Annotated in this window: 26 protein-coding genes and 1 pseudogene; 11 read left to right on the plus strand and 16 right to left on the minus strand. The window is 61.6% G+C overall.

Annotation, left to right across the window (positions count from 1 at the left end; all coding sequences use genetic code 11):
* Nucleotides 1–32 precede the first annotated feature (32 nt).
* The 4 genes from H5P29_RS22355 to H5P29_RS22370 all read right to left on the minus strand — a co-directional run bounded on the left by H5P29_RS22355 (nucleotide 33) and on the right by H5P29_RS22370 (nucleotide 3,574).
* Entirely contained in the window at nucleotides 33–320 is a 288-nt protein-coding gene (locus H5P29_RS22355) for a hypothetical protein (RefSeq protein ID WP_067963642.1), read from the minus strand.
* Nucleotides 321–456: 136 nt separating this feature from the next.
* Nucleotides 457–1,182, minus strand: coding sequence for an ATP-binding cassette domain-containing protein (locus H5P29_RS22360; RefSeq protein ID WP_154387340.1), 726 nt, complete (start codon nucleotides 1,180–1,182; stop codon nucleotides 457–459).
* Nucleotides 1,183–1,184: 2 nt separating this feature from the next.
* Complete coding sequence (locus H5P29_RS22365; RefSeq protein ID WP_154387341.1) at nucleotides 1,185–2,357, minus strand: FtsX-like permease family protein; 1,173 nt, start codon at nucleotides 2,355–2,357, stop codon at nucleotides 1,185–1,187.
* On the minus strand, nucleotides 2,354–3,574 hold the full coding sequence (locus tag H5P29_RS22370) for an HlyD family efflux transporter periplasmic adaptor subunit (RefSeq protein WP_169808343.1): 1,221 nt from the start codon (nucleotides 3,572–3,574) through the stop codon (nucleotides 2,354–2,356). Before H5P29_RS22370 ends, H5P29_RS22365 begins: the two co-directional genes overlap by 4 nt.
* Nucleotides 3,575–3,778: 204 nt before the next feature.
* Between H5P29_RS22370 and H5P29_RS22375 the strand changes: the two genes are divergently transcribed.
* From H5P29_RS22375 to H5P29_RS22390, 4 genes are all read left to right on the plus strand, one after another.
* Nucleotides 3,779–4,270, plus strand: a complete 492-nt coding sequence (locus H5P29_RS22375) for a hypothetical protein (protein ID WP_185910165.1) — start codon at nucleotides 3,779–3,781, stop codon at nucleotides 4,268–4,270.
* A 122-nt stretch (nucleotides 4,271–4,392) separates the two neighbouring features.
* Nucleotides 4,393–4,851, plus strand: a complete 459-nt coding sequence (locus H5P29_RS22380; RefSeq protein WP_067963658.1) for a hypothetical protein — start codon at nucleotides 4,393–4,395, stop codon at nucleotides 4,849–4,851.
* Nucleotides 4,848–5,123: a hypothetical protein gene (locus tag H5P29_RS22385; RefSeq protein ID WP_067963662.1), complete on the plus strand. Its 276-nt coding sequence runs from the start codon at nucleotides 4,848–4,850 to the stop codon at nucleotides 5,121–5,123. Before H5P29_RS22380 ends, H5P29_RS22385 begins: the two co-directional genes overlap by 4 nt.
* Before the next feature lie 355 nt (nucleotides 5,124–5,478).
* A complete protein-coding gene (locus H5P29_RS22390; protein ID WP_154387343.1) occupies nucleotides 5,479–6,009 on the plus strand; it encodes an AAA family ATPase in 531 nt (176 codons plus the stop codon).
* A gap of 178 nt (nucleotides 6,010–6,187) precedes the next feature.
* On the opposite strand, the gene H5P29_RS22395 is transcribed toward H5P29_RS22390, so the two are convergent.
* The 3 genes from H5P29_RS22395 to H5P29_RS22405 form a co-directional block, all read right to left on the minus strand.
* The gene (locus tag H5P29_RS22395) at nucleotides 6,188–6,439 is read right to left on the minus strand and encodes a hypothetical protein (RefSeq protein WP_154387344.1); all 252 of its coding nucleotides are present in this window, start codon (nucleotides 6,437–6,439) and stop codon (nucleotides 6,188–6,190) included.
* 232 nt (nucleotides 6,440–6,671) lie between these two features.
* Nucleotides 6,672–7,763: an AraC family transcriptional regulator gene (locus tag H5P29_RS22400; RefSeq protein WP_185910166.1), complete on the minus strand. Its 1,092-nt coding sequence runs from the start codon at nucleotides 7,761–7,763 to the stop codon at nucleotides 6,672–6,674.
* Nucleotides 7,764–8,119: 356 nt separating this feature from the next.
* Nucleotides 8,120–8,692: a TetR/AcrR family transcriptional regulator gene (locus H5P29_RS22405; RefSeq protein ID WP_154387346.1), complete on the minus strand. Its 573-nt coding sequence runs from the start codon at nucleotides 8,690–8,692 to the stop codon at nucleotides 8,120–8,122.
* Between the two features lie 216 nt (nucleotides 8,693–8,908).
* Here H5P29_RS22405 and H5P29_RS22410 point away from each other — a divergent pair, with 216 nt between their 5' ends.
* From H5P29_RS22410 to H5P29_RS22425, 4 genes are all read left to right on the plus strand, one after another.
* Nucleotides 8,909–12,049 carry an efflux RND transporter permease subunit gene (locus H5P29_RS22410; protein WP_154387347.1) on the plus strand — a complete coding sequence of 1,047 codons (3,141 nt, stop codon included), beginning with the start codon at nucleotides 8,909–8,911 and terminating at the stop codon, nucleotides 12,047–12,049.
* A gap of 14 nt (nucleotides 12,050–12,063) precedes the next feature.
* Nucleotides 12,064–13,212 (plus strand): efflux RND transporter periplasmic adaptor subunit, encoded by a 1,149-nt coding sequence (locus tag H5P29_RS22415; RefSeq protein WP_154387348.1) that lies wholly within the window; start codon nucleotides 12,064–12,066, stop codon nucleotides 13,210–13,212.
* A gap of 204 nt (nucleotides 13,213–13,416) precedes the next feature.
* Nucleotides 13,417–13,866 (plus strand): helix-turn-helix transcriptional regulator, encoded by a 450-nt coding sequence (locus tag H5P29_RS22420; RefSeq protein ID WP_154387349.1) that lies wholly within the window; start codon nucleotides 13,417–13,419, stop codon nucleotides 13,864–13,866.
* A gap of 180 nt (nucleotides 13,867–14,046) precedes the next feature.
* The gene (locus H5P29_RS22425) at nucleotides 14,047–14,265 is read left to right on the plus strand and encodes a hypothetical protein (protein WP_154387350.1); all 219 of its coding nucleotides are present in this window, start codon (nucleotides 14,047–14,049) and stop codon (nucleotides 14,263–14,265) included.
* On the opposite strand, the gene H5P29_RS22430 is transcribed toward H5P29_RS22425, so the two are convergent.
* On the minus strand, nucleotides 14,256–14,516 hold the full coding sequence (locus H5P29_RS22430) for a hypothetical protein (protein ID WP_154387351.1): 261 nt from the start codon (nucleotides 14,514–14,516) through the stop codon (nucleotides 14,256–14,258). The genes H5P29_RS22425 and H5P29_RS22430 overlap by 10 nt on opposite strands.
* A gap of 71 nt (nucleotides 14,517–14,587) precedes the next feature.
* Here H5P29_RS22430 and H5P29_RS22435 point away from each other — a divergent pair, with 71 nt between their 5' ends.
* Entirely contained in the window at nucleotides 14,588–16,246 is a 1,659-nt protein-coding gene (locus tag H5P29_RS22435; RefSeq protein ID WP_154387352.1) for an ATP-dependent endonuclease, read from the plus strand.
* Nucleotides 16,247–16,496: 250 nt separating this feature from the next.
* On the opposite strand, the gene H5P29_RS22440 is transcribed toward H5P29_RS22435, so the two are convergent.
* The 3 genes and pseudogenes from H5P29_RS22440 to H5P29_RS22450 all read right to left on the minus strand — a co-directional run.
* Nucleotides 16,497–18,329, minus strand: coding sequence for a hypothetical protein (locus H5P29_RS22440; protein ID WP_154387353.1), 1,833 nt, complete (start codon nucleotides 18,327–18,329; stop codon nucleotides 16,497–16,499).
* A gap of 13 nt (nucleotides 18,330–18,342) precedes the next feature.
* Entirely contained in the window at nucleotides 18,343–18,573 is a 231-nt protein-coding gene (locus H5P29_RS22445) for a hypothetical protein (RefSeq protein WP_154387354.1), read from the minus strand.
* Nucleotides 18,574–18,962: 389 nt separating this feature from the next.
* A pseudogene (locus H5P29_RS22450) lies at nucleotides 18,963–19,326 on the minus strand (gfo/Idh/MocA family oxidoreductase); the annotation flags it as partial.
* Nucleotides 19,327–19,498: 172 nt separating this feature from the next.
* On the opposite strand from H5P29_RS22450, the gene H5P29_RS22455 reads away from it, so the two are divergent.
* Nucleotides 19,499–20,146 carry a hypothetical protein gene (locus H5P29_RS22455; RefSeq protein WP_154387355.1) on the plus strand — a complete coding sequence of 216 codons (648 nt, stop codon included), beginning with the start codon at nucleotides 19,499–19,501 and terminating at the stop codon, nucleotides 20,144–20,146.
* Nucleotides 20,147–20,571: 425 nt separating this feature from the next.
* On the opposite strand, the gene H5P29_RS22460 is transcribed toward H5P29_RS22455, so the two are convergent.
* Together H5P29_RS22460 and H5P29_RS22465 are read right to left on the minus strand one after the other, a co-directional pair.
* Nucleotides 20,572–21,243, minus strand: coding sequence for a hypothetical protein (locus H5P29_RS22460; protein ID WP_154387356.1), 672 nt, complete (start codon nucleotides 21,241–21,243; stop codon nucleotides 20,572–20,574).
* 118 nt (nucleotides 21,244–21,361) lie between these two features.
* Nucleotides 21,362–22,267 carry a hypothetical protein gene (locus H5P29_RS22465; RefSeq protein WP_154387357.1) on the minus strand — a complete coding sequence of 302 codons (906 nt, stop codon included), beginning with the start codon at nucleotides 22,265–22,267 and terminating at the stop codon, nucleotides 21,362–21,364.
* Here H5P29_RS22465 and H5P29_RS22470 point away from each other — a divergent pair.
* Nucleotides 22,266–22,514, plus strand: a complete 249-nt coding sequence (locus H5P29_RS22470; protein WP_154387358.1) for a hypothetical protein — start codon at nucleotides 22,266–22,268, stop codon at nucleotides 22,512–22,514. The genes H5P29_RS22465 and H5P29_RS22470 overlap by 2 nt on opposite strands.
* Nucleotides 22,515–22,939: 425 nt before the next feature.
* Here H5P29_RS22470 and H5P29_RS22475 read toward each other — a convergent pair whose 3' ends face one another.
* The 3 genes from H5P29_RS22475 to H5P29_RS22485 all read right to left on the minus strand — a co-directional run bounded on the left by H5P29_RS22475 (nucleotide 22,940) and on the right by H5P29_RS22485 (nucleotide 26,075).
* Nucleotides 22,940–24,133, minus strand: a complete 1,194-nt coding sequence (locus H5P29_RS22475; RefSeq protein ID WP_185910167.1) for an IS91 family transposase — start codon at nucleotides 24,131–24,133, stop codon at nucleotides 22,940–22,942.
* Between the two features lie 3 nt (nucleotides 24,134–24,136).
* Nucleotides 24,137–25,045 (minus strand): tyrosine-type recombinase/integrase, encoded by a 909-nt coding sequence (locus H5P29_RS22480; RefSeq protein ID WP_154387634.1) that lies wholly within the window; start codon nucleotides 25,043–25,045, stop codon nucleotides 24,137–24,139.
* Nucleotides 25,046–25,370: 325 nt separating this feature from the next.
* Nucleotides 25,371–26,075 carry an NIPSNAP family containing protein gene (locus tag H5P29_RS22485; RefSeq protein WP_154387644.1) on the minus strand — a complete coding sequence of 235 codons (705 nt, stop codon included), beginning with the start codon at nucleotides 26,073–26,075 and terminating at the stop codon, nucleotides 25,371–25,373.
* Between the last annotated feature and the right edge of the window lie 67 nt (nucleotides 26,076–26,142).

The following is a 26,142-nucleotide window of genomic DNA, read 5'->3' on the forward strand; positions in this document are numbered from 1 at the left end:
TTCCGCGAATAACGCAGCGGGCTCAACCTCTATCATCTGAAGATGAACGACCCGGCCCGGCGCAGCGCCCGGCGCGACCTCCTCTCGACCCGCACCGCCGCGACCAGGCCGTCGGTTACCTCGCCGACGAAACCGGCGTGCAGCTCGAGCCCATCCCGGCCGACCGTCCTTATCATCGGCCTCATGTCGACGATGGCGGCCTGTGGATGTTCGACCTCCGCGACAAGGCCGGCGCAGAAGGATGGCAGGGCTAGGCTTGTCCAGCTGAGATCACTCTGCCATTCAGGCCTGCGGCGGCCGGATGCCGCCGAAACAACCACATCACAAAGCGGCTTCTCATCGGCCGACGAGCTTCGGCGGCAATGCGCCCCGTTGCGGTCGTTCAGCTGCCCGCGATCGGATACTGAAACTTGTCTTTTCAAGTTCATGAGAGGACCGCGCAGGGCGCCAAAAGCGTCAGGGGTGGTGTAGTTTCTGCGCTGTTCGTGGTGCCGTATCAGAGACAACTCGACCATCCTCCAGCACAAGGATACGGTCTGCGCGTTCGAGTATCCGGCTGTCGTGGGTGACAAGGAGAGTGGTCGTGCCGCGGCTGCGGCCGAGGCGCTTGAGGAGATCCACGACTTCGGATGCACTGTCGGCGTCGAGCGCGGCGGTGGGCTCGTCAGCCAGCACGAGTGCCGGGTTGCCAACGAGTGCGCGGGCAACGGCCACGCGTTGCTTCTGTCCGCCCGAGAGGTTGGCGGGCAGATAGTTGATTCGATCGGACAGGCCCACGAGTTCAAGGACATGGACCGCTGCCTTGTGTGCGAGTTCATCCGAAACATCACCATGAACCTGAACGCCCATGATCACGTTCTGCAAGGCCGTCAGGCTCTCATGCAGATTGTGCGCTTGGAAAATGAAGCCGAGGCGCCGTCTCAGCGTCATCAGCGTGGTTTCACGGGCACCGTTCAGTTGCTCCCCGAGCAGGCGCACAGATCCGTCCTGCACGCCGCGAAGACAACCGAGCAGGGTAAGCACCGTCGTCTTGCCGGAGCCGGATGGCCCCATGAGCACGGTGAAGCTTCCAGCCTCGATCGCGAAATTGAGATCGTAGAGCGCCTGCTTGCGGGCATCGCCTATGCCGAACCAGTGGTTAAGCCCACGGACTTCGATGACGTCGCGATCTGGCGTTTCCATGATCAGAAGAGGTCCGCCGGATCTGCGGCTGCGACGCGTCTGGTGGCGATCGCGCCCGACAGGGACGAAACTGCGATCGTTCCGACGAAGACAGAAGCCGCCATAACGAGCGTCATCGATAGCGGCAGCGTCGTCACCTTTGCCATTACAGTCAGAATTGTCGTGCCGACGATCAGGCCCGGGATGAAGCCGAAGACACCGAGGATCAACGCTTCCTCGAATACGATGCCCAGAAAGAACCGCGAGCCATATCCCATGGCCTTGAAGGTCGCGTATTCCCGCAAGTGGTCCGCCACATCGGTGGAGAGTACCTGATAGATGATGATCAGGCCAACCAGTATGCCGATAAAGACGCCGAACCCGAATATCACGCCGGTTGGACGTCGCGTCTGCTGGTACCGCAAATCCTCGGCCATCGCGTCTGCATAGCTGCGGATGCGCAGCGAGGAATCCGAGATCTGGCCGCGCAGCTGTTCCGACACTTCGTCCACTGACGTGCCGGGTCTCGTGCGCAGGAGGATGTGATCGGGCGCGGCCGAGCTTCGCGCGGGAAACAGCGACAGGAAGGTCTGGTCGGAGACCAGCATGTAGCCGTCGCCGCCGAACCCTCCACCGCCGGAAAACGTGTTGTAGGCCTTGATGGTGCGGCCGTCAGTCTCGAAGGAGAGCGGCGTCTGCGGCCGGATGGCGACAGCTTCGTCTCGCGTAATTCCGCGCGCGAGCCTGTCCAGGATCGCCGCGTCGTTCACCTGCAGCAGGTTCAGGTCGGCCGCAATCTTGGGCGAGATGAAGTCCTGCTTGAACGGATCTATCCCGAATGTTGTGAGGCTGATGTCCGTCTGTCCGCGGTCCCAGGGCACATTGGCGACAAAGAGGCCCATGCCTGCGATGACGTCCGGATTTGCCAGCGCCTGCAGCATCCACTGGCGAGCAACGTTCCCCCCGTCCGCGATCGCATTGGCGTCGGCCGCCGAAATGATGATGTCGGCCCGAAAAAACTCATACGGTCTGAGCGTCGCAACGGCCATCGAGTTCATTATGCCGAGCTGGACGAAGACCAGTACGTTGGCGAAGGCGACACCCGCGATCGCAGCCGCGAAGCGGGTGCGATTATGGGTCAGCTGCAACCAGCCGATAGGGAGCCGCCCAAAGAGCCGTTGCAGCAGGCGGCTCATCGTGCGGCCCGTGTCGCCGCTGACGTGTCGATGCGGGCAATAGCCTCCAGGTTGGTATAGCCCGAAGCCAGCTTCGTCGACGAGGCGTCAAGAGCCACGAGGATGCGAATGACCCTCGCATCGGTGTTCGCGGCGGCATCGTCGGAGATGAGGCCCTGTCGGCCAACAGTCAGGCCGATGCTTTCCACCGTTCCCAGCAATGTCCGCCCCAGCGCGCTGGCGACCAGTTCCACCGGCTGGCCGGCTCGAACGCTGGCAATCCGGTCCTGATAGATCTCGACCTCCGCCATCATTTGGCTGGTGTCACCCATCTCCATGATCCCTTCCGTCGGTGGTCGCTGCCCCGGCGTCGCGTGAATATCGAGGATCGTTCCTGCAATAGGCGCGACAACGAGCGCCCGCTGCGTGTCGAGCTTCACCCGGGCAAGATCGGCCTCGGCGGCAGCAACGTTGCGGCCGGCGACAACCACGTCCGGCTGCTCGTCGGGGTGAACCGAGGAAAAACGGGCGAGCGTTGCCTCGGCACGCGTCACGCTGAGCGCGGCACCCTGGACGGCCGCGCGCGCCGTATCGAGCGTAGCGCCGGTCGCAACCCCGCTACCGGCAAGCTTCCCGGTGCGATCGAGATTGGCTTCGGCTTCACGCAGATTTGAGCGAGCCTGGTCGAGCGTCGCCTGCGCCTCGTCGCGGCTCGACAAGACGGTGCTGCGGGTCTGAAGCAGTGCAGCCTGACGTACCGCCAGATTTGCCTCAGCGAGAAGAACGGCGCTTTCGAGTGCGTCGCGGTTGTCCAGGCGCGCCAGTGGCGTGCCCCGGTCGACCCAATCGCCGACACCGACGAGCAGTTCGGAAAGCCTGGCATCTCCGGCCCCGTAAGGCGCTGCAACGATCGAGACGTCACCGCGCGGTATCACGCGGGCGAGCCCCACGACGTCGGACGGCAGCATCGTTTCGGCCAACTGCGCCGGCAACTCGATATTGGGAGGCAGCGCGATTGGCGAGGCTGATCCCGCACCCGGCGTCAGCCCGGTAATCTCATAGAATTTCTGGAGGGGTACGGGCTGGAAATACATACCCAGGACGCCGCCCAAGAACATGAAGACCGGTATCAGCAGGACGAGCAAATATCGTTTGTGGAACCACCGGCCGCTGCGACGCGGCATGCCATCCGCAAGCTTTAGATCCATGGGCAGATCGCTGCCCGGCGTTGCTGACATATCCCTTCCTTTTTCTGCGTCCGGCGAGTGGCCGACGCTTTGTCCAGTTTGCGTGCGAGACGGCGCGTAGGCACCACAATCCGACGCCAGCCTATCACCTGGCCTGCGGATCCGAATTGACGCAGAGCAAGCGCACGAAAACGCGGAAACGAACGATTTTTGAGAAGGCAGACGATCCCGACCGCCGCGACCAGGCCATTGGCTATGATGACCTGGCCGCCGAAACCGGCGTGCGGCTCGAACCGGCCGGCCGCAAGCTCGAACGTCCGGCGACGCGATTTTGATTTCGATCAAGGACAGCTTGCGGGATGGCCTTATCGTGTCAACATGGTTTGGTTGTGCGATGAACTCCGGCTTCTGGCGACGGCGCTGATTTTGAGCCTGGCGTTGGCGCTTGGCGTCGGCGCTGCGGCGGTTGCCGCTTTGCCCGGCACGTCCGTCGAACAACTGCACCATCTGGCCATCGTCCATCCTGCATCGATCGCGCACGACGCCAACGGGCAAGAGCCGTGCGATGATCGGTTCGCCGATTGCTGTTCAAGCCTGGCGCATTGCAGCGGTATTGCCCTCGTGGCGCCGGCTGACGCGCCCAGCTTTGCCGGTTCCGCGCACCGGACCTGGACCTTGGCAGGAGCGCAATGCCTCCACGGGATCGATCCGCTCGTCAACCGCCATCCGCCCCGCGACCTCGGCTGACACAAGCGACCTTGACGGCCGCGGCGTTTCGCTTCTCACCCGCGCACTGCCCTGCATTGCACCGTTGTCCGGCGTCTCGTCACCACCCATTCAATCCAGCACAACGCAAAGGGAGAAGACCCATGCGCGTTACCAGGCCCCTGTTCATGGCGGCGCTGTTCCTCAGCCTCGCCAATCCTGCGATCGCCCAGACCGACCCGCATCACCCCGAGGGGGCCGATACCCCCTCTGCCACGACCGGGACACCGGCAGGCAACATTGCCCAGCTTCCTGCCCCGCCCGCAGCCAACGCGACGGCCCAATGCCCGGACATGATGGGCATGATGAAGGGCGGCGGGGGAGCAGCCATACCGATGATGCAAATGCACATGATGACGATGATGCAGATGCACCTGCAACTCATGCAGCAGATGCAGAGTGGCGGGATGATGCAGCCAGGCGCCGGCGGCTCGCCGCAGATGCAGATGATGGAGATGATGCGGTCCATGCAGATGATGCAGATGGACATGATGCGGATGATGCGGCAGATGCAGAAGGACATCCCCGCACCCGAGGCCCCTGCTGAGGGAGACATGCCATGACCGACATCGTCAATAGACGCACGCTGTCGATGCTGGGGCTGGCAATGGCGGCCAGCGCAGCGCTGATCGTGCTGTTCGTCCTGTGCGCGCTCGTGGGAGTGCTGTTTCCCAGCCTGCAGGTGACGCATGCCTGGGTAGGACTGTTCACGCTCGCACCCGTGACGTCGCCCCAGGCTTGGCTCGAAGGCATTTTCTTCAGCCTCGTTTTCGGCATCATTGCAGGCGCGATCGTGGCTGCGGTGCATAACGCCGTCGCGGCACGCGGACTGTGAGACGGGCCGGCCGCAGGGCCGGCGCGGTTTCAATGACCAGCAGCGGCAGGTCCATGCCATCCCCCCAACCGCGACCGTCCAGTCGCGGTTGGAACAGCATCAGACGACTGCAACCACCTCTCCCACAAGGCGGCCGGCATGATTCGACCTTCGGCTGCCGACCCCGAGGTCCGAGCGTGAAAACCGTCACCCTCGAAGTCACCGACCTGCAGAGCATATGTCTCGGCAAGTTTCGCATGGCTGACCATGCCTGCCTCGCGGGACTGGGAAGAGAGGTCTGGACCAGCACGATGCCTGTGCTGCCAATTGATCCCGATCAAGGGCGCGATCGCCGCCGCGTGTCAGGCTGCCGTCCATGACAAACTGGTACGTGATCACCGGCGGACCGAGTTCAGGCAAGACGACGACCATCGAATTGCTCGCCAAGCGTGGCTATCGCACCACGATCGAGCACGCACGGCACTTCATCGACACGCAGCGCGTCACCGGACGGACGGTCGCCGAGATACGGGCCAACCAGCGCGAGTTCCAGAAGGGCGTTCTCAAGATGCAGATCGAGCAGGAAGGAATGCTCGACCCGGACGAGGTCTGCTTCCTCGACCGCGCGCTGCCCGATGCCTTGGCCTACTACCGCTTCCTGTCGCTCGAGCCGGAGCCGGAACTGATCGAAGCGCTGAAAACCGCCTCCTACCGGAAGGTGTTCGTCCTCGACCTGCTGCCGCTCGCCAGGGACTATGCGCGGACCGAAGACACCGGTGCACAACACCGGATCCATGCGTTGCTGATCGACGTGTACCGGTCCCTCGGCTTCCCTCTCGAAACCGTGCCGCCATTGCCTGCCGATGAGAGGGTGGAGTACATCCTGCGCCGGCTCGCTGCAGCATGAAGCGCGCTTCCACCGGCCGCCCCAACCATCGGCGCGGGGGTCAGCAGGCCAAACGCCCTGTGGTCGATCACCGCACGCGACACATCGCTCCAGATCAGCGAAGCTGACGCGTGCCGTCATCAGTCAACTCGACGTGTCAAAACGTCGTTCGCACGCCCCAAAGGACGCGCCGCGCTGCTTAGAACGTGAACCACAGTGCTGGAGGATAGGACGGGTTTTTGCCGGTTTGATCGGCCGGCCCTGTGATTGCATCGGATGCGGGCCTGACCGATCCGGTGGGCCTTTTGTCGAGAGCCGGCGGGCTTTCCTCAGATATGACCGCTTTCTTTTTGACCACAACTGTTTTCGTATCCGCCTGTGCCGCATGCGAAAGTACGAGCGATGCAAGAAGTACAGGCAATGCAAGAAGTGCAGATAGCGCGCGTTTCATGATCAGCCCTCCCTAAGCGAACTGGTAGTTGCGCTTGGTGTCATAGTGTCGGTTGCCTGGCAGCCGCAGGGGCGGCTGCGCTGCTCAACGGCAAGAGAGCCGGACTGAGCGCGACGGGCCTAAGTTAACGCAACGTTAAGACTGCGTTCTATGCGGAAAACGAAAGAGCAGGACAGATCGCGCAAACATCGCGAAAGCGGCAAACCGCCCACGGGCCTGCGTGGCACCTTTGTCACCTGCCGTGTCGTCGATGTCCTGCACCGCGACGCAAGGCGTCGCGTGGGGCCTCACCGAATGCCGCCTTGTAGTCGTGCGCGAAGCGGCTGGGATTGGTGAAGCCGAACCGAAGGGCGAGATCGGTGACCGTGCCCGCGATGTCGCCGGTCCTGAGCGCGTCGCGCACCGCGACGAGGCGGGCGAGGCGGATCGCTTCCAGGGGCGTCGTCTCGCGGAACCGCCGGAAGCCAAGCTGCAGGCTGCGTACACTGCACCCCGCGGCCTCCGCCACCTCGTGCAGCGCGATGGGCTCTTCGACATGGGCGTGGATATAGGCCTCCGCCCGCCGTATGATTCCCGGGACAGCGGGGCTGCCTGCCCGGGCAAGATGATCCGAATGGTTGTGAGGGAGTGCGCGCAGCAGTGTGTAGAGCATGAGGTCGATGAAGGAGTGGCTGGCGAGTTCGCTGCCCGCAAAGGGTGTCGGCGCGCGAAGCTCCTCCACCATCAGCTCCATGAGGCGCCTCAAGCGCTGCGCCGGCACCGAACCCCAGTCGAAGACCGGCTCAAAGGCGATGTCCTTCGTCACGGGCCCACCCAGCAACGCAGCCAATCGCTGGTTCAGGCTGGTCGCAGGGATCCAAACCGAAAGTCGCTCGTGGCTCCCGGTCGCGGACAGCGTCGTTCCGGGCTCGCCGCGGTATACCAGGCCCACGCTGCGGTCGATTCCAGGCACCGTCCGAGCGCCCGGCGCGCCGCCGAACTTCAAGGCGCCCCTGCTCACGGCGGTGAGGCAGTAGTCGGGTATGCCGGATCCGGTGACAGTCAGCGTCGCGGCGAGCCGATCCGCAACATAGGCGACGTCCAGATCGCCGACCCCGCTCGCGCCCCGGACCGAGAAGAATTTCGGGGTCCGGTCGGCCCCGGTCCTTTCCTGAATCCTATAGCGCAACAGCTTGAAATGAGGCTTGAGGAAGTGCGGCTGGAGCCGCGGCCAATACACGCCGCCTTCCAGATCCTGCAGGTCGCCTATGCGTGCGAGCCTGAACCCTTCCGGCTCCTCGCCATAGGGCAAAGCAGGATTGTTCGGATCGGTCCCAGCCTGCATTGCCCACCGCAATCGGTTCGAGCGCGGATCGGTTGCTGATGACAGGATGCCGATGTCAGCAAACCGAATTGTGACAACCATATTACAGAGACAGCTAAAATGCCATTGATGAGGACAAGCACGCAATCCGCGTCCGCCGCGATGAAGGCGATGAGGGAGGCCCACAGCGCCGTTCCATTGGAACAGGTTGCGATCGAGACGGCGGCCCGCCGGTCTGCTGCTCCGGTGTCATGTGCCCATGACCGAAAAACGCATGCTGCAGATCGGTCCCGCGCCCCCATTTGCGCAGAACATTCTCGTGGATGTCGAGGCGCCTTGATCGGAGTGTCTGGATCCGGCCCAAAGCTGCCACCAGCCTACGCCAGAAAATCGTCGACGATCATCTCCGCGACCTTGACGAAACGCGTCGCAGCGCCGCCAGGCCCGGCGCTGCGCCAGTTGGTCCTGGCGCCTTCGACCAGAAGCGTCAACGCATCGACCATCAGCTCGGCGTCGGCAGCACCCGCAGCTTCGCACAGCTCGACCAGGCGCACGCGGTACAGGTTGCGAAGCTCCTCGACGAACTGCCGCGCCGGATGGTCGATCTCGACCAGCTGGGCTGCGGCATCCAAGAGCTCGCAATTGCAATGTTCGACGGTGACGAATTCGCCGGCGCAGCGCACCCAGTCGCGCAATTGCGCCTTGGCATCACCGGGATTGGCCGCCTTGATGCCTTCCCAGAAGGCGTCGGCCTCGGCGGCCGCCTCCTTAAGGCAGACAAACACCAAGTCGTCCTTCGAGCCGAAATGGCGGTAGAGCGTCATCTTGTTGCTGTCGGCGGCCTCGGCAATGGCATCGACACCAATGCCCTTGATGCCGTGCTTCCGGAACAGGTCGCGCGCAGCGTCGATGATCCGCTCCCTCGGGGGACATTTGACAGCAACTGTCATCAACGTTTCCTCGCTTCCAGTCTTGTCGCTGGAACGCCCTTGACAATGTTACCGATCCGTAACATTTATCCTGTTACTAGATAGTAACATCCATCGTCTGAAGTCAATATCGGGTTGTTCAGGAGCAGCGCACGGTTCCGTGTGCTGCAACGGTTTTTCGTTGCCATCTCCCAGGGCAGCCATCGACCATCACGAGCCGCCTCGGAGAGAACCATCATGGTCAATTTCTTCATCCTGCGGCCGATCTTCGCTTCGGCGATCGCCATCATCATGGTGCTGGCAGGCGCCATCTCCTACTTCCTTCTGCCCGTCTCGCAGTTTCCCGACATCACCCCGCCCCAGATCGTGGTTGCCGCCAACTATCCCGGCGCCAGCGCCCAGGTCGTGGCCGACACGGTGACGACGCCGCTGGAGCAGCAGCTGAACGGCGTGCCGGGCATGCTCTACATGTCGTCGACGAGCTCGAATGACGGCTCGGCCCGCATCACCATCTCGTTCCAGGTCGGTTATGACGTCGACATCGCCGCCATGGACGTGCAGAACCGCGTCTCGCAGGCGGCCCCCTCCCTGCCCGCTCTGGTCAACCAGACCGGCGTCACCGTCATCAAGCAGAACCCGAACTTCAACGTGCTGGTCAATCTCAGCTCGCCTGACAAGTCGGTCGATTTCACCACCTTGTCGAACTACGCCTATCTGCAGATCCTCGACCCGATCAAAAGGCTGCCCGGCGTCGGCGACGTCCAGTTCTTCGGCGAGCGCCGTTATTCGATGCGCGTCTGGCTCGACCCCGACAAGATGGCGAGCCTCGGCGTCACCGCCGTCGACGTCCAGAACGTCATCCAGGAGCAGAACATCCAGGTCGCGGCCGGCAAGATCGGCCAGTCGCCGGCGCCATCGGGCACGCCCTTCGAGATGCAGGTCAGTGCCGTCGGCCGCCTGAGCGACCCCCAGCAGTTCGGCGAGATCATCCTGCGCGTCGATCCCGAGACCCACGCCGCGATCCATCTGCGCGACGTCGCGCGCATCGAACTTGGCGCTTTGTCCTACTCCTCGTCCTTCAGCCTCGACGGCGAGGACAGCGTCGTGCTCGCCGTGCTCCAGGCCCCGGGCTCCAACGCGCTCGACCTGCAGGGCAGCGTCAAGGCCAAGATGGACGAGCTGTCCAAGCGTTTCCCCTCGGGCATGTCCTACAACATGTTCTACGACACCACCCGCTTCGTCTCCGCCGCCATGGACGACGTGATCAAGACGCTGGTCGAAGCGCTGCTGCTCGTCGTCTTTGTCGTCTTCATCTTCCTGCAGAGCTGGCGCGCCACCATCATCCCGATCATCGCCATTCCGGTGTCGCTGATCGCCACCCTGACGGTGATGTATCTCTTAGGCTTCTCGCTCAACATGCTGTCGCTGCTCGGCATGGTACTGGCCATCGGCCTGGTCGTCGACGACGCCATCGTCGTCGTCGAAAACGTCGAACGCCAGCTCGAAGACGGCCATCCGCCGCTGGAGGCGGCAAAGATCGCGATGAAGGAGGTCACCGGCCCGATCATCGCGACCACAGGCGTGCTGCTCGCCGTCTTCGTGCCCGTCGCTTTCATCCCCGGCGTCGCCGGCCAGCTCTACAACCAGTTCGCGCTGACGGTGGCGATCTCGTTCGCCATCTCGGCCTTCAACTCGCTGACGCTGAGCCCGGCCTTGAGTGCCGTGTTCCTGCGCCATCGCGGCCCGCCCAAATTCATCCTGTTCCGCTGGTTCAATTCAGGCTTCCGCTGGCTGTCCGACGCCTATGCCGGCAGCATCCGCAGCTTCGTCCGCTGGCGCTGGGCGTTCATCGGCCTGTTCGCGCTGGCGCTCACCGCCACCTACGCCTTGTCCCAGCGCATTCCCTCGACCTTCCTGCCGGTCGAAGACCAGGGCTACTTCTTCGTCGTCCTGCAATTGCCCGACGGCGCCTCGGTGGAACGCACGGCGGCCGTCGCCAAGAAGTCGGAGGAGGTCCTGCGCGCCCTGCCCGGCGTCGAATCCGTCGGCTCCGTCGTCGGCTTCTCCTTCCTCACCTTCGCCAACCAGTCCAATGCCGGCGTCCAGTTCGCCGTGCTCAAGCCGTGGGACGAGCGCGGCCCCGGCGAAAGTGCGACCGAGCTCAAGAACATCGCCCAGGGCAAGCTGATCCAGATTCCGGAAGCGCTGGTGCTCGCCTTCGACCCGCCCTCCATCCAGGGTCTGGGTGCGACCGGCGGCTTCGAGTTCCAGGTCGAGGACCTGACCGGCCGCGGCGCGGTCGCCCTCGACGAGGCGACGCAGGCGCTGCTTGCCGAAGCGCGCAAGCAGCCGGAGCTGAACCCGTTCACGCTGTTCACCACCTTCAGCACCTCGACGCCGCAATATTCCTACGACCTCGACCGCAACAAGGCGAAGCTGCTCGGCCTCGACCTGCCCGACATCTTCTCGACGCTGCAGATCTATCTCGGCTCGCTTTATGTCAACGATTTCAACCTGTTCGGCCGCACCTTCCGCGTCACGCTGCAGGCCGAACAGCAGGCGCGCGCCTCAGCCACCGACATTTCCCGGCTCTATGTCCGCAGCCATTCCGGCGACATGGTGCCGCTCAGCACGCTGGGCGCGCTGAAGGCGGTTTCGGGACCGGAAACGGTCACCCACTACAACAATTATCCCTCGGCGCTGGTCAACGGTGCGGCCGCCGAAGGCTACAGCTCGAGCCAGGCGGTCGCCGCCATGGAGCGTGTCGCGGCAACCGCCCTGCCCCGCGACTTCGCCTTCGAATGGACCGGCATCACCTATCAGGAGATCCGCGCCGGCTCGATCGCCAACCTCGTCTTTGGCCTCGCCATCGTCTTCTGCTTCCTGGTCCTGGCCATGCAGTATGAAAGCTGGTCGATGCCTTTCGTCGTGCTGCTCGCCGTGCCGCTCGCCCTGCTCGGCGCGCTGCTGGCGATCTGGCTGCGCGGCCTGCAGATCGACGTCTATTCGCAGATCGGTTTCGTCATGCTGATCGGCCTCGCCGCCAAGAATGCGATCCTGATCGTCGAGTTTGCCAAGCGCCGGCGCGAGGAAGGTGTCGAGATCGTCGCCGCCGCCGTCGAAGCCGCGCGCCTCAGGCTGCGCCCGATCCTGATGACGGCCTTCGCCTTCATCCTCGGTGTCGTGCCGCTGATGCTGGCGTCGGGCGCCGGCGCGGCAAGCCGGCAGTCGATCGGCACCACCGTCTTCGGCGGCATGCTGATCGCCACCGTGCTGACGCTTGCCTTCGTGCCGATCTTCTACGTCGTCCTCGAAACCTGGCGTGAACGTTTCGCCCGCCGCTCGCAGCATCCCCAGGCGGTCGAGCCGGCCGAATAATCAGGAGTATCCAGATGCGCATTTTCAAACTTGGCCTCAACGCCAGCCTTCTCGCTCTGGCTGTGGCGGGCGGCTACCTGCTTGCTCAACAGGGCTGGGGCGTCGGCAGCACCACTGCCGGTGCAGCCCCTTCGGCACAAGTGCCCCAGGCCATGCCGGTGCCGGTTGTCGGCGTCGTCAAGAAGACCATTCCGATCTATCTCGAATATGCCGCGCGCACCGAAGCCATCCGCAACGTCACTTTGCGCGCCAAGGCGTCGGGTTATCTGCAGGCACAGCCGGTATCCGACGGCGCCGACGTCAAGGAAGGCGACCTGCTCTACCGGATCGAGGCCACCGATTATCAGGCAGCCCTCGACCAGGCCAAGGCGCAGATCGAGCGTGACCAGGCGTCGCTCGAATACCTCAAGTCGAGCCTCACCCGCGGCAACAAGCTCGCCGACAACGGCTATCTGGCCAAGGACGGCTTCGACCAGCGCCGCAGCGCCGTGCGACAGGCGGAAGCTGCGCTTGCCATTTCACGTTCGGCCATGCGGACCGCCGAGATCAATCTGAAGAACACCGAGATCCGTGCCCCCTTCGCCGGTCGCCTCGGCCGCAACCAGGCCCCCGAAGGCACTTTGGTTACAAGTGCCGCCGGCACGCCGCTGAACAATCTCGTCCAGCTCTCGCCGATCTACATCACCTTCAACCCCGGCGAGACCGAGCTGGCCGAGATCCAGAAGGCCTTTGCCAATGGCACTGTCGAGACCGAGGTCATCATCCCCGGCAGCGACGGCAAGCCGCGTTTGGGCAAGCTGACCTTCATCGACAATGCGGTGGAGCGCAACACCGGCACCATCGTCGCCCGCGCGACGATCGAGAACAGCGATTTCTCGCTGCTGCCGGGCCAATATGTCCGCATCCGCCTGCATATCAGGGAATTGCCCAACGCGCTGATGGTGCCGCAGACGGCGCTGGGCTCCAGCCAGTTCGGCAAATATGTCTACATCGTCGGCAAGGACAATCTCGTCGAACAGCGCGTCGTCGCCCTGGGCCCCACCGACGGCGAGCTGGTGACGCTGACGTCAGGCATCAAGGAAGGCGACAAGATCATCTCCGGCAATTTGCAGAAGATATTCCCCGGCGCGCCGGTGCAGCCGCTCGATGGCAGCGGGGGGTGAGCGGGGTGCCGGACGCGCGCGGGAGATGGTGCGGATGGGTTTGAGCCGCGTGTCGGCCGTATGGGCAAGCTAGAGCGTTTCCGCTTTTCTTCGAATCGCGAAATCTCTCTATCTTGTTGTTTTTACGCAATTCCTAGGGAAAACCGCTGCACACTTTTCCTGGAATTGCTCTAAGGCGGGTGCACAAGGACCCCAGGGCTGGACGTGTCCAGCCCATTCAGGCCTGCCGCGGCCGGGCGCCGCAGAAACAATGATGTCGCCAAGCGCCGGTGGTTGTTGAGCCTGGGCCGCAAAGGCGGTGTCCTGCAATTCATCGATGCGAACCTGCACCGCCCGGACCTCGATCTGGCACTTCTCATGCAGCAGTTCCGGGTGTCGCGCGCCCATCTCTGCCGGATGTTCGCCGGGGACGGCGGGGTGCGGGCCGTCATCCGCGACAGGCGGCTGAATGCCGCCTACCGCCAGCTCCTGTCGCACCAAGGCAAGACCGGTTCGATCACCAGCATCGCCCACAGATTGGGTTTCTCCAGCAGCAATCAGTTCCTGCGGGCTTTCCGCGAGCAGTTTGGCGTGACGCCGAGCGAGGTTCGGCATGAGGGCATTGCGTCCGGCGAGCGCGGTCTCCAGGCCCATCTTCGCAAAGTGAAGCGATAGGCTGGATGTTCAGTCCCGGCATGGCCATGTCTTGCTAGCCATGATGGCGGCGATCCGCTGCCATGCCAAAGCCAGGCCGCTGTCGCTGCTGCCAGTCCAATATGTCCTCATCCGCCTGCACATCAGGGAACTGCCCAACGCCCTAATGGTGCCGCAGACCACACTCGGCTCCAGCCAGTAATGCCGTCGGCACGCGTCGAACAGCGCCTCGTCGCCGTCGGCCCCACCGACGGCGCCCCGCCTACGTCAGGCATCAAGGAAGGCGACAAGATCATCTCCGGCAATTTGCCGAAGATTTTTCCAGGGGCACCGGTGCAGCCGCTCGATGGCGGCGGGGGGGAGCGGGGTGGCTGGCGCGCGGGAGATGCGGACGGCTACGCCGATTCAGTTCAGACGTAAGGGCAATCTTTGCCCTTGCTAATGTCGCCGGCAGGCAGCAGATGCACCCATTCCGGCGCGCCGGTTGCATCGGCCGGCATGTCGATCGCCGCGCAAATACCTACGGAACCGGAGACGTCGGTAGCATGGGGGAAACGTGCTGATCTGCGTGACGAAGTATCGAGCCAGATTGGCCGCGCCATCGCCGTCACGCCATGCCCGCGCAGGCGGGCGTGAAGGGTCAGAGAGCCGGACAAATGCAAGGCTGTCATGCGATGGTCCTGGGGTCATCCAGAGCGCGAATAGCCTTTGCTAGAGAAAGAATGTTCGTTAGATTTTCCCTATGCTCAAATCCATTACGCTTAAGTTCACGGACAACGCGTCGATTACATTGCCCACCGAGGGTGTGACGATTTTTGTTGGCCCAAACAATTCCGGAAAGAGCCTCATACTTAGGGAGATTGAAACGCTGGCGTTCGCTCAGTTCGGGGGAGGTCGAGTGAAGGTCAAGACGATCGAGAGTATGGAAGGTGATTGGCCAAGTCCCGCAAAACTGGACAGTTGGCTTGACACATTCGGTAGTCGCAATGTGCATCAACCGGATCAGGTCCGCCTTTGGAGTAGGCGCCCGCATGGAGATCCAATTGCCACGGAACATAGCCGGAGACAGCTAGAAGCGGTTGCGCTTAGGGCCGCAACTGACCCTGCCAGCTGGGCATTTGCCGCGTCCTATTTTCTTCGCTGGGGACTGCTGCGACTTGATGGGCGCACCCGCTTTGAGTTGTCGGGAGACCGACCGGGCGGGGACCTGACCGGTGAGCCGCAGAATGCTCTTCAGTTCCTGTTTCAAGACGATGTCGTTCGAAAAGCGCTCCAAAATTTGATCTACGACGCATTTGGCAGATATCTCGTCATCGATCCCTCAAACCTGGGCCGCTTCTCCTTGAAGCTGTCGGATACCCCCCCAGAAGACGAACGATCACTGTCGACAAAGGCTCTTAGTTACTTTCGAGGCGCCAGCCATGTGACAGGCGAAAGTGATGGAGTGCAGGCCTTTATCGGCATCCTCGTCGCCATCCTTTCGGGTGACTACCATACGATTCTGCTCGATGAGCCAGAGGCCTTCCTTCATCCCCCGCTGGCGCGAAAACTGGGTGCGAACGTCGCCGCAATTGCGAAATCGAAGGATTCGGTACTGCTAGCAGCAACTCACAGTGCCGATTTCTTGATGGGCTGCATTCAGGCAAGTTCCAAGGTCCGAGTAATGCGGCTGGGCTATCGAAAAGGCCGGTCGACCGGAAAGCTGGTGAACACGGAGCAACTACGCGATTTCTTGCGGCACCCATTAATGCGAAGCTCCAACGTCGCTTCCGCGCTTTTCCATGATGGTGTGGTGGTTTGTGAATCTGATAACGACCGTGTTTTTTACGGCGAGATCTACCAGCGGCTCCAAGAGACGGAGGAAAGTTATCCGTCGATCCTTTTTCTTAATGCCCACAACAAACAGACGGTCCCTGAAATCGTCGGGCCTCTTCGCAAGTTTGGTATCCCGACGGTCGGGATCGTTGACATTGACGTGGTCAAGGAAGGTGGCAAGGAATGGGCAAAGCAGCTTGACGCGATAAACGTGCCTGAGCCGAGCAAGCGCGGCCTGGAGACGGAGCGCAAGGCGGTTAAGGACCTATTCGATGCATCTGGCAAGAACATGAAGCGAGATGGTGGAGCCGCCTTACTCGACAAAGAGGGACAAAAAGCTGCCGATCGGCTTTTCGATGCACTCGAAAAAGATGGGCTGTTTGTCGTTCGCAGAGGTGAGTTGGAGCACTGGCTTCCTGAGCTTGGTGTTTCAATCACCAAGACCTCTTGGACAGTTGAGATCCTCGAAAAGATGGGTAGCGATCCCGACAAGACCGGCTACGTTAAGCCAGGCAAAGGTGACGTCTGGGACTTTATGCGGGGCGTCGTGGCTTGGGTGCGCAATGAAGACCGTAACGGCATGTGACCGGATGGTGACGTCAAGCCTTTCCCGCTCGGCAGGTGCTTACCCCAGTTCGCCCGTTAAACGGGTTTTGGCGGCCCAGCGCAATGTCCGCCGATTGCACTTCCCGGAAGCCGGAGATTTTCAGGCAGACAATATGCATCGCGTGTTTCCCTGCATTCAGTCTGCGTCATAAGCGTCCGCCTAGGCCACGAACTCTTTCGGTGCTTGTCATCATCTTTCGCCGTTGACTGTTTCGGCTTTGCGGATTGCGTTATGCCAATGCATCTTCTATCTCGTCGCCAGAGTCCTCTTGAGCCTTCGCAGCGCCCAAACGGCGGCTGACGCTCCGATATGCGGTACTAACCGCGTCTCGCCAGCCGTCTGCTGCCAAGCTCAAGCTTTCAGGCTCCAGCGCCTTCTTCACATCGTCAGAAGTCCATTCTCGGATGAGCTGCTTCGCCTGGGCATAGACAACAGCGTAGCCCACGCGGCCCATCACCAGCCGTTCCGACCACTGCCGCGCCAACTCGCGAACGATCTCGGGGTCTTCATAGGTCGCGTAGCGCAGCGCAAGGTGATCCTGTGCCGCACTGACGGCCGAGTAAGTGAGATTCACAAACAGTTGGTTCGTTTCCCGAACATAGCGGGCGGCCTTACCAGTGATTCCCTTTTCGGCAACCTCGTCTTCGTCCCTCAACGGTATGATCTCGGGGGCCTGCTCCAAATTCTTAGAGATATTGGCTCGCTTCGCCCCAGCGGGATTGAAAATAAGGTCGGTCGGGCTGATTGGTGTATTGCTACTATCACCAGCCGAGCCTTCCTTGTGCTCTGGTCGAGCGCCCCTTGCGCCGCCCTCACCGACAAGATGTAGGCCATCTTCAGTCTCGCGTGGACTCTTGGTTTTGACCCGCAGCTCGTTCAGCAGGTCTTGCAACTCCTTTCGAAGATCATCGGTCGAGGCAGACGATTTTGGCGCAAGCGAGTTGATTATCTCAACGAGCCATTCCGGCCGATTGCGGAATACAAGCTCGGCAAAGTCCTCGACCATGACTTGGCGCTGGTCACTGCCAACGAGTTGTACGAAGCGGCGATACGGCTCATGCCGAACACGGAAGTTGTCAGGCAGTTCGACGTGGATGGAAATATGGCGGGCGCCGAATGGGATGCCGAAAGCTGGGGCATCGGCGGCCCATTTCCGGCCCTTCCGCACGTCGTACATCTCGCCCCGGAATACGATGGCGGCGGTACTCACTGAGGATGTCAGTGAGCCCGATATCGATTTGTTGTGACCGCCGTCCTGATATGCAGGGTCATAGATATAGTGAAGATGGACACCCTCGCCGACGTCAACTGCTTCGACGCGGCCGAACGCATCAGCACGCTCCGGAATCGGCTTGAATTGCCGCCGACCGTCGCGCGGATGAGTGCCCTCGTGCAAATACACCTCTACGCCGGCCGGAAGACTGTAAAACCGATGGTATAGGTATGTCGTAATCCACTGCCGATCCTGCTTCGGATCGCCGTCGTAGGGGTCAGCAACAGTGTCCTGATCCGGACGGTTGCCGAATAGGATAACCTCCGTCCAGTCCTCCTCTAGCTGGTACTCTCCCTCGCCCTGGACCTGCTCGGTAACGTCGACGACCTCCTCGAAGGAGTCCTCGACCGGAATCCATATCTTTCCGTAGATACCTTCGCGCTTCCCGAGGATCACTTGACTGACCACACCGTCACGACAGGAGCGGTAGCGCATCCCAAGGGTGTTCGACGGGAGCGAAGCGACCTTCGCGCCCATGCCGAAGTTCCCCTCCAACGCCATGTCTTTCCCGAGCGAAGCGGCAAGGTCGCAGATGTGGTCAAGCTCGGTGCTACTCAAGCCTGGGCCTGTGTTCCAAATTGCCAGTTTTCGGGTTTCACCACACTCTGCAACGAATTTGCCCTTGATCTCCACGATACGCCGATTGGCAGGCGCTTTCGCAGCGGCCTCTACAGCGTTCATCACCAGCTCCCGCAACATCATCGTCTTCGGGCACTGCTCGATTTGACGCGAGACAGTGAAGTCAATGTCGCGGATTGTGATCGGAGTAATCTGCTTGATGTGACTCACAATGGCCCCCGCCTTAAAGTTTAAATTCGCCGCCCCCTCGGCCTGTCGACGTACTGAATCGCGCTTCGACCTCCGACACCGCGTCCCGCAGCGCCTTCACGATCTTTCGGACTTCCGCTTCCTCATAAACGTAGGTCTGGCGATTTGAGAGGTTGCCAATGAGGCGCACGGCCTCCAGCGCCTTGTTGGTCCGCTTCTCTGCCAATTCTCGGAATTTCGTGTGCTTTCTCTCATCCACACTCATGAAAATTGCCCTACCATGTCATGCCGATGATAAATATACGCCATCAGCGTGGATTGTAGTCAACATATTTCGAGATTATTTTTCAAATATGTGAAGATGACCTGCTTCTGAGACGCGGGACATCGGCGGCATGGCAGGACAAATGCCGCTCAAGCTCGCAGTGAAGCCACTCGATGAACATTTGCGGCCCAAACGTGAGACGGCGGAATTCGCGTGGTTCCGGCTGCTGATTAAGGTAAGGGAGTGTCGTAGCGCTGGAAATTGGCCTGCCTGTAAGAGGAGGTTCTTGATGCCGGAAAAGGATCGTCAGCCGTCGATGTTCTGACAGCAAAGCCGCCCGTCAGCTCCCTGCCCCAAGTCGCCTCCAGACATTCCGCCAGCGCCCTGCCCTACCTCACCGCCAATTCCCGGCGTTCCCGCGAAGCCGTGAAGGTGGCTTCGATGCAGGCGACGACGTGCATTCGGCTGACACGGGCGGGGTGGTGCGGATGGCCGAGACGAAGGCCTGCCACTGCCGGACAAGCCCGCGACCGGCGACCCGATCGCGTTTTCGACCGGCTGCCATTTAAGGTCACGGCCGAGCGTCACGCCCTTGAAGAAATCGACAGTCAGCACGTCGCGATCGAAGGCCAGTTCATCGCCCGAGATGAAGGCGCCATCGGCATAACCGATGCTGGCGACCTGGCCGACGGCATCGCTGCCAAGGAGCAGAAGTGCGATGTCGTCGGCCTTCTGCTGGTGGAAGCTGGTAAGATCCAGGTGCCTACGGCGGTCACCAGTGCACTCAGCCTTATGCCTCGGAGCCCCCACCAAAGTCATCCTTACTCTTCCGGGTCTGCCCCCGTTACGCGGTTGCAACTTGATCTCGCACCTCCCGCGTTGAGAGCATTTGTGCGATACTTACCCGGATTGAGAGGGGTAATCCATGGAAGGCCGGGGACTGACAAACCTGCTGCTCGCGGTCATCGCAGGCGCGCTACTGTTCGGCAAGGATGCCATGGTCAGTGGCATCCAGGGCCTATTCTTCATCGGGGTGGCGATTGCGATCATTTGGGCTTTGTTATCGTTGGTCATATGGATCATCAGCGAGGTCGTCACCGCCTATCGAGACTCGAAAGGCGCGAAGGAGGCTGCTCTGGTGACCTTCGGCTTTTCGTTGATGGCCGTCCTCTTCCCAATGGCAGCTTACATCGGTTGGCTTTGGCTTTCAGGCCTCGAGCGTCCAATGGATGAGGCAATGGGTTCTTGGCTGGGCACCGCCTGGAAGGGATTGGTGGCGACGGGAATCGTCGGAATTTTGCTCTACGGTGCCTGGAACGGCCTGCAATGGCTGCGCCGAAATTGGCACGACTGGCCCGACTACCTGATGCTAGGCGTGCGTAGCTTGGGTACCGCCATCGTCGCACCATTTGTTTTCCCAATCCGCGAGTGGCGCTTTAGGCGCTCGGAGGGATCGGGCGTGATCATCGCAATCTTGTCGAGCGTTTACGCTGGGTTATTTGGGTTGGCTCTATGGATGGTCCTTATGGTGGCGACCTCCTTCACGCTGCTAGGTCTAGGAATCATCGACTAGTCGTACTGGGCCCCGTCGGTGTTCTTGACCCCTTGGTGATGGCTTCGAGCACGAGTGAATCTGCATGTTGGGATTCCCTCGATACCTGGCGATCCCAGTCATCTTGGCTCCAGCCGCATTCCATGCTCTTGCCATTGCTATCTTCGTGAGCACTAAGAAGACCGCTGTCGCACTCGTCATTGGGGCAGGTGCCCTGCTTCATGGGGTAGCCCATCGCATATGACGCAGCGTACCTCGAGTTTTCCCCTAGGTGGACGCATGTTGGCGCTTCGTTTTGGGAGATCGTCAGACTCAGAAACAGATCATGGAGGCGCTACGTATTCCGATTGGAATGGCCAACAAGCATTTGAACGAGGACACTCCGCTTCCCGAAAACGAGAAGAAGAAGCTCGCCCCTTATCCCACACGTCCCGGTAGTGGTGAGTTCAGCGCCGCCCGTACTTCACGTCGAAGAGCGGCTTCTCCATCCAGGCGGCCAAGGTTTCGACCTGTCGGGTCGCCTCGTCGAGTGTCTCCGCAGTCACCACGAGCGAGAGGCCGAACCAATGGGGATCGAGCGTCTGGTCCATTTCGATCATTCGCTTCTCGACGTCGCTCAGAAAGAACGGCATCGGGTATTTCTCCCGGATAGTCGGGCTGTGCTCCAAACCAATGTCATGGATTTGCTTAGCATGCTGCGCGTCATTGCGGGCAAGTGCGATCTGTTCGATGACATCCCAGTCTGCCGGGCAGTCGCTCCAGTCCGTCTTCAGCAGGTGACCGAAGCAGGACTTGTAGCCATTGACGAAGCCCTTCTTGAACTCCGTCTTCAATGCGATCTGGCACTCGATGTCCAGTTCCCTTTCCCACGTCTTAAAATACAGCTTCAACGCCTCTGATAGCATCGAGACGCAGGTCGCCCCGACAACCTCGAGAGATGTTTTCGCTTCCATCCATTCCTCAAGAAATGCCGGCTCGGCGTCCTCGCTGTATGGCGGCTCGTATGGGTCCTCCTCGGCCTCGATTTTGCGGATGACCTCCCGGAACGGTCCAGTGGCGGTCTCGTAGTGCCGTCGGATGAAGGCGGTCCTAAGCTTCAGGAATTCGTTCACTTCCATCCAGCGGATACTTCCATTAATCGCCGGCGGCGGACCATTTTGCGGAAACCTGCGGTGTGAAGACGGTCGAAGCCTCCTCGAGTCAAACACGTTCGAGGCGAGGACTAGTTGTGTCGCGCTACGCTTTAGGATTTCCGGAGAGAATGGCAGGATTCTTTTTGCGGCTCAAGAAACCTTTGATCCGTCCCCTTATTGTTGGATGGCTCTGAAACCCACTCAGCCATTGCTCATAATCCTTGGCGTCGGGAATTAGTTTCCGCGCTTTTTCGGATGAATAGTCAGCTTCCGACACTTTGGGTAACCGCCAAAAAATGTGATGTCGATATTTCCTGCGAACCCCATTTCCATGCTCAGTCAGAGCCTCAGAAAGGAGCTTGGAAAAAAAGATACAATCGTTGCAATAGCTTTCGATGGCGACGAGCGTTTGCTTGTACTTCTCGTCGGCTCCATTCTCGAACTTGATGCCAAGATAGCGGATCAGCATTTTATCGTGGCTCATCGGAGGCCCTTCATACCAGCTCGTCAGCTGTTCGTTTCTGGCCGCCGTAGAGGTATTGACTGCATCAATTCCCTTGTTGAGTTCTATCGCCAAGGCCAGTGTACGCGTGTCGAGGGCGAGCTTTTCAAAGACGACTCTTTCCAAGCGATCTATTGGTACCTTTGAGAGCGGCAACGTCTGCAAATCGGCCTGAAACGCGAATATCTCGGGCTTTCCATTCTCTTCTGCTTCCCGCTTCTCTTTGAGGAAGGATTCGAACCTTTTTTCGATCTCGCGGAACCGCGCCAACATCGCAACTAAATGCTGACTTTTTAGAGACATGAAGCTGTTACAGATGGCAAAACACAGGGCTTGCGCCTCGTTCACAGCTCTCAATGTCGCTATTACTTCTCGTCTTTGATCCCGGCGAAAAATCGCCACTTGTGCTCCCCAAGCACCAGCAAATGATGCCGCTACGCCGACAATCGCCGTGCCCACGTTCGGGCTGGCATTCAGGTAATTCCACAGGCTCGTGAGCTGACTCATGGGAACGGCCACTCCAGCAGCATCTTCACGCTCCCGGCTCCGACAATTTTGCAAAGAACGTCGCCACATCCACATCAGTCGTGTCGATAAAAAGATTCATTCAAATATCCCCAAGCCGGGGAAACAGTTACTGGAACCGTCGATGGGCGTCTACAGAATCGGAACTGGACAAAACTTGCTGCCGAAATTGTTGTTGCCAGTTGGGGATACCGTGGACTGGCGCATGAATGTCGATGACGCCATCTAAATCGGCAATGCCGCAAAAGCCTATGCTGTTCGCAGATCGTCTGCAACGGATCGGTAGCGGCCGCGCTGATCGTTCCCGACAAACGGCAGCTATCCCGCCGTCGGTGCCTGAGAGCTGTCTGTCTGGAATCGTGAAGAGTTTCGGGCGCCAGCAGGCGTACGAAAGTCCCCGAGGAAGGAACCCGCGGGCCACAGTCGACGGCTATGGGAATTTCGATCTGCGGCCGATGTCGGCGTTGGCGCGGCCGCCGAAGGGAAGCGCCGAGGTGGATGCGGACAGGCCGCTTGGTTGCTCCATCGCGCGGTATTGGCGGCCCGGAACTGGTCCGGGTGGACGCATGTCGGTGTCAGCGTTTGCCGTGGGCGCGCGCGTGTCCGTTGCCGGAGGCGCAGCGGCTGCGGCTGATGGACCAATGCCATGCCGGGTCATGGCCAACCCTGCTGGTTCGTCGCAGTGGCGTGCGGCGGCCCGCGTGGCTGCTTCCATCGCTCAAACACCTCGATGACGATCATGCGTCCGCCGCAGCAGGGGCATGGCGGGCGGAAGTCCTCAGGTTCGTCAGGATCAACGGGGTCGGGCGGCGCGGCGACATCCAGGAGTTCGCGTGCCAACGCGAGGCTGGCCTTGCGGGCGGAGCCGGCGAGCAGACCGTAGTGCCGGATGCGGTGGAAGCCGCGCGGGAGGACATGGAGCAGGAAGCGGCGGATGAACTCGTCGGCCGCAAGTATCATCACCTGCTGGCGATCAGATTCGGCGCGACGGTAATCCTTGTAGCGGAAGGCGACGTTGGCCTCGTCGAAGGCGATCAGCCGGCGGTTCGAGATCGCGACCCGGTGGGTGTAGCGGGAGAGATAGGCGAGCACCGCCTCCGGCCCGGCGAAGGGCGCCTTGGCGTAGACCACCCAAGGCTTCTTCCGGACCGGCGACAGGTGCCGCAGGAATGCTCGTCGGTCGGCGAGGTGTGCGATCGACCCGAAGAAGGCGAGCCGCGCGGCCTCATGCAGGGCGACCAGCCGGGTGAGGAACAGCCGTCGGAACAGCGTGCCGAGTATGCGCACCGGGAGAAGGAAGGCCGCGCGCGACGATATCCACCGGCCTCCGTCTGGCGTAATGCCGCCGCCCGGCACGATCATGTGCACGTGCGGATGGTGCGTCATCGCCGAGCCCCACGTGTGGAGCACGGCGGTGATGCCGATCTTAGCTCCGAGGTGCTTCGGATCGGTGGCGATCGTCAGCATGGTCTCCGATGCCGCCTTGAACAGCAGGTCGTAGACGAGCGCCTTGTTGTGGAAGGCGATATCGGCGATCTCGGCCGGCAACGTGAACACGACGTGGAAGTAGCCGACGGGCAACAGGTCGGCCTCGCGCTCGGCAAGCCATGTCCGCGCCGCCGCGCCTTGGCACTTCGGACAGTGACGGTTGCGGCATGAGTTGTAGGCGATCCGCCACTGGCCGCAGTCCTCGCAGGCCTCGACGTGACCGCCGAGCGCCGCCGTGCGGCAGTTCTCGATTGCTGACATGACCTTGAGCTGGGTGAGGCTCAGGTGACCTGCATGGGCGGCCCTGTAAGCAGGCCCCGCTGCACGGAAGATGTCGGCGACCTCGATCGAGGCACGCACGGTTCAGCCGTCGGGCGAGATCTCTGCTGGCCTGAACAGGCCGAGCTTGTCGAGCGGGCTCGTGACCGTGCGCACCGTCCGGGTCGCGACCTTGGTGTAGAGGGCAGTGCTGTTCAGCTTGGCATGCCCGAGCAGGACCTGGATGATCCGGATGTCGACGCCGTCTTCCAGCAGGTGAGTGGCGAAGCTGTGACGCAGCGTGTGCGGCCCGACCCGCTTGGTAATGTCGGCGGCCTGCGCCGCCTCGACGACGATGCGGTAGAGCTGCCGCGTGCTGATCGGCTTCATCGCGTGTTGGCCTGGGAACAGCCAGCCGTCGCGGTGCATCACGCCCTGCTGGCGTCCGACCTTCCACCACTCACGCAGCAGAGCGAGCAGATCCTCGGAGAGCATGGCGTTGCGATAGCGTCCGCCCTTGCCACGCTCGACGCGCAGCAACATGCGTTCGCTGTCGACATCAGTGACCTTCAGCATCGACACCTCGGCGACGCGCAGACCGGCGCCATAGGCAACAGACAATGCGGCCTGGTGCTTGAGGCAGGTGGTGGCGTTGAGCAGCCGTGCCACCTCGTCGCGGCTGAGCACTACGGGCAGGTTACGCGGATGCGCCAGCCGGACGAGCCTGCGCGCCAAGTCCGGGCGGTCGAGGGTTTGGGTGAAGAAGAAGCGCAGCGCCGACACGATGCTGTTCATCGTCGGCACGGGGACGCCGTCCTCCTGCTGTTCGATCTGGAACCGACGAAGGTCATCGGCAGTCGCTGTGTCCGGTGAGCGCCCGAGGAATGTGGCCAGACGTCCGATGTCGCGCAGGTAGTTGCGCTGCGTCTCCCGTGAGAACCGCCGCATGTTCATGTCGTCGATCAGCCGCTGGCGCAGCGGGCTGACGGGTGCGTCGAGATTGGGGTGCTGCATGGTCAGGCTCCTTTGTTGAAGAAGCCCGTCATGCTCTGCCGCTGCCGAACGACGCTCAATGCAAGCGCAACGACGGCTCGTGCCCTTTACCTCACCGCGCGCGCTCTCCCGCGCAGCGGGTTAGTTCACCGGCCCTCAAAACCGCCTCCAGCCTTCCGTCCCCCCAGCCCCCGCCCTTCCCCACCGCTCGGCGTTCCCGCGAGGCCTTGAAGGCGGCTTCGATGCAGGCGACGGCGTGCATCCTCGGCGATGACGGGCGGGATAGCCGGGACGAAGGCCTGCCCGGGCGAGCCCGCCCCACGACCGCCTTTTTTCGTCCAGCCTCTCAGGGCCGCACCCCGGTCCTCAGCGGCGAAGCGGGGGCCGAGCACATCAGGTGACCGACCCAGTCGATGGCGATGTCTTTGGTCTTGGTGCGCCATGTCCGGAACGGCTCGCCGTCTTCGGCCTTGCCGAGGCGGGCCCAGTCGCTCCACTCCCGCATGGCCCAGATCAGCACCACCTCGGAGTCGTTGCGCATGGCGGTGCGGAAGGCGCCGACGAGGTGCAACCCCAGTCCCCTCGCCTCGCCTCGCCAATGCTCAGACACCAGCCGCAGATAATCCTGCGCCAGGCCTGGCCTGATGGTGACGATCTCGTGCAGGAAGACTTTTGCGCCGACCACGCTTTCGTCGGCGCACAGATGCTCTATGTCGGGTGAAAAAGGGGCGGCGATCAACAGGCGGTCGAAGCCGCCGCTGCGGTATTCTCGCGCCGTTTGCCACCACGTCTCGAGCGCCTTGTCCTGCATCGTCTCGGTGGCGGTCTCATGGGCGAAGCTGGCAGCCAGGCTGTCCCAGCCGTCATATTCCCACAGATTGACCACCTGCGGCCAACGGCCGGTGCTGCCAAGCGTGCCCCAGACGCCGAAGCATTTCTGCAGCCGTTCGGCACTGTGCTGGCCCCAGCCAGTCGTCATATGCCTGAAATAGTTGGCCCGGTTGGCGCCGATGATGTCAATATATTCGTGGATGTAGATTTTGGCGTTCATGCCAAGGCATCCCACAGGTCAGCTCGATACCACGACCTGCCGGGTGGCATCACAAAGCGCGGACGAA

The organism is Aminobacter sp. MDW-2 (assembly GCF_014250155.1).
Lineage (GTDB): Bacteria > Pseudomonadota > Alphaproteobacteria > Rhizobiales > Rhizobiaceae > Aminobacter > Aminobacter ciceronei.

What these genes read in the sequence shown, in the direction of transcription:
- H5P29_RS22360 (WP_154387340.1), bottom strand. Translation starts at nt 1,182, where the DNA reads ATGGAAACGCCAGATCGCGACGTCATCGAAGTCCGTGGGCTTAACCAC.
- H5P29_RS22365 (WP_154387341.1), bottom strand. Translation starts at nt 2,357, where the DNA reads ATGAGCCGCCTGCTGCAACGGCTCTTTGGGCGGCTCCCTATCGGCTGG.
- H5P29_RS22370 (WP_169808343.1), bottom strand. Translation starts at nt 3,574, where the DNA reads ATGTCAGCAACGCCGGGCAGCGATCTGCCCATGGATCTAAAGCTTGCG.
- H5P29_RS22375 (WP_185910165.1), top strand. Translation starts at nt 3,779, where the DNA reads ATGATGACCTGGCCGCCGAAACCGGCGTGCGGCTCGAACCGGCCGGCC.
- H5P29_RS22380 (WP_067963658.1), top strand. Translation starts at nt 4,393, where the DNA reads ATGCGCGTTACCAGGCCCCTGTTCATGGCGGCGCTGTTCCTCAGCCTC.
- H5P29_RS22385 (WP_067963662.1), top strand. Translation starts at nt 4,848, where the DNA reads ATGACCGACATCGTCAATAGACGCACGCTGTCGATGCTGGGGCTGGCA.
- H5P29_RS22390 (WP_154387343.1), top strand. Translation starts at nt 5,479, where the DNA reads ATGACAAACTGGTACGTGATCACCGGCGGACCGAGTTCAGGCAAGACG.
- H5P29_RS22395 (WP_154387344.1), bottom strand. Translation starts at nt 6,439, where the DNA reads ATGAAACGCGCGCTATCTGCACTTCTTGCATTGCCTGTACTTCTTGCA.
- H5P29_RS22400 (WP_185910166.1), bottom strand. Translation starts at nt 7,763, where the DNA reads ATGCAGGCTGGGACCGATCCGAACAATCCTGCTTTGCCCTATGGCGAG.
- H5P29_RS22405 (WP_154387346.1), bottom strand. Translation starts at nt 8,692, where the DNA reads ATGACAGTTGCTGTCAAATGTCCCCCGAGGGAGCGGATCATCGACGCT.
- H5P29_RS22410 (WP_154387347.1), top strand. Translation starts at nt 8,909, where the DNA reads ATGGTCAATTTCTTCATCCTGCGGCCGATCTTCGCTTCGGCGATCGCC.
- H5P29_RS22415 (WP_154387348.1), top strand. Translation starts at nt 12,064, where the DNA reads ATGCGCATTTTCAAACTTGGCCTCAACGCCAGCCTTCTCGCTCTGGCT.
- H5P29_RS22425 (WP_154387350.1), top strand. Translation starts at nt 14,047, where the DNA reads ATGCCGTCGGCACGCGTCGAACAGCGCCTCGTCGCCGTCGGCCCCACC.
- H5P29_RS22430 (WP_154387351.1), bottom strand. Translation starts at nt 14,516, where the DNA reads ATGACAGCCTTGCATTTGTCCGGCTCTCTGACCCTTCACGCCCGCCTG.
- H5P29_RS22435 (WP_154387352.1), top strand. Translation starts at nt 14,588, where the DNA reads ATGCTCAAATCCATTACGCTTAAGTTCACGGACAACGCGTCGATTACA.
- H5P29_RS22445 (WP_154387354.1), bottom strand. Translation starts at nt 18,573, where the DNA reads ATGAGTGTGGATGAGAGAAAGCACACGAAATTCCGAGAATTGGCAGAG.
- H5P29_RS22455 (WP_154387355.1), top strand. Translation starts at nt 19,499, where the DNA reads ATGGAAGGCCGGGGACTGACAAACCTGCTGCTCGCGGTCATCGCAGGC.
- H5P29_RS22460 (WP_154387356.1), bottom strand. Translation starts at nt 21,243, where the DNA reads ATGGAAGTGAACGAATTCCTGAAGCTTAGGACCGCCTTCATCCGACGG.
- H5P29_RS22470 (WP_154387358.1), top strand. Translation starts at nt 22,266, where the DNA reads ATGGGAACGGCCACTCCAGCAGCATCTTCACGCTCCCGGCTCCGACAA.
- H5P29_RS22465 (WP_154387357.1), bottom strand. Translation starts at nt 22,267, where the DNA reads ATGAGTCAGCTCACGAGCCTGTGGAATTACCTGAATGCCAGCCCGAAC.
- H5P29_RS22480 (WP_154387634.1), bottom strand. Translation starts at nt 25,045, where the DNA reads ATGCAGCACCCCAATCTCGACGCACCCGTCAGCCCGCTGCGCCAGCGG.
- H5P29_RS22485 (WP_154387644.1), bottom strand. Translation starts at nt 26,075, where the DNA reads ATGAACGCCAAAATCTACATCCACGAATATATTGACATCATCGGCGCC.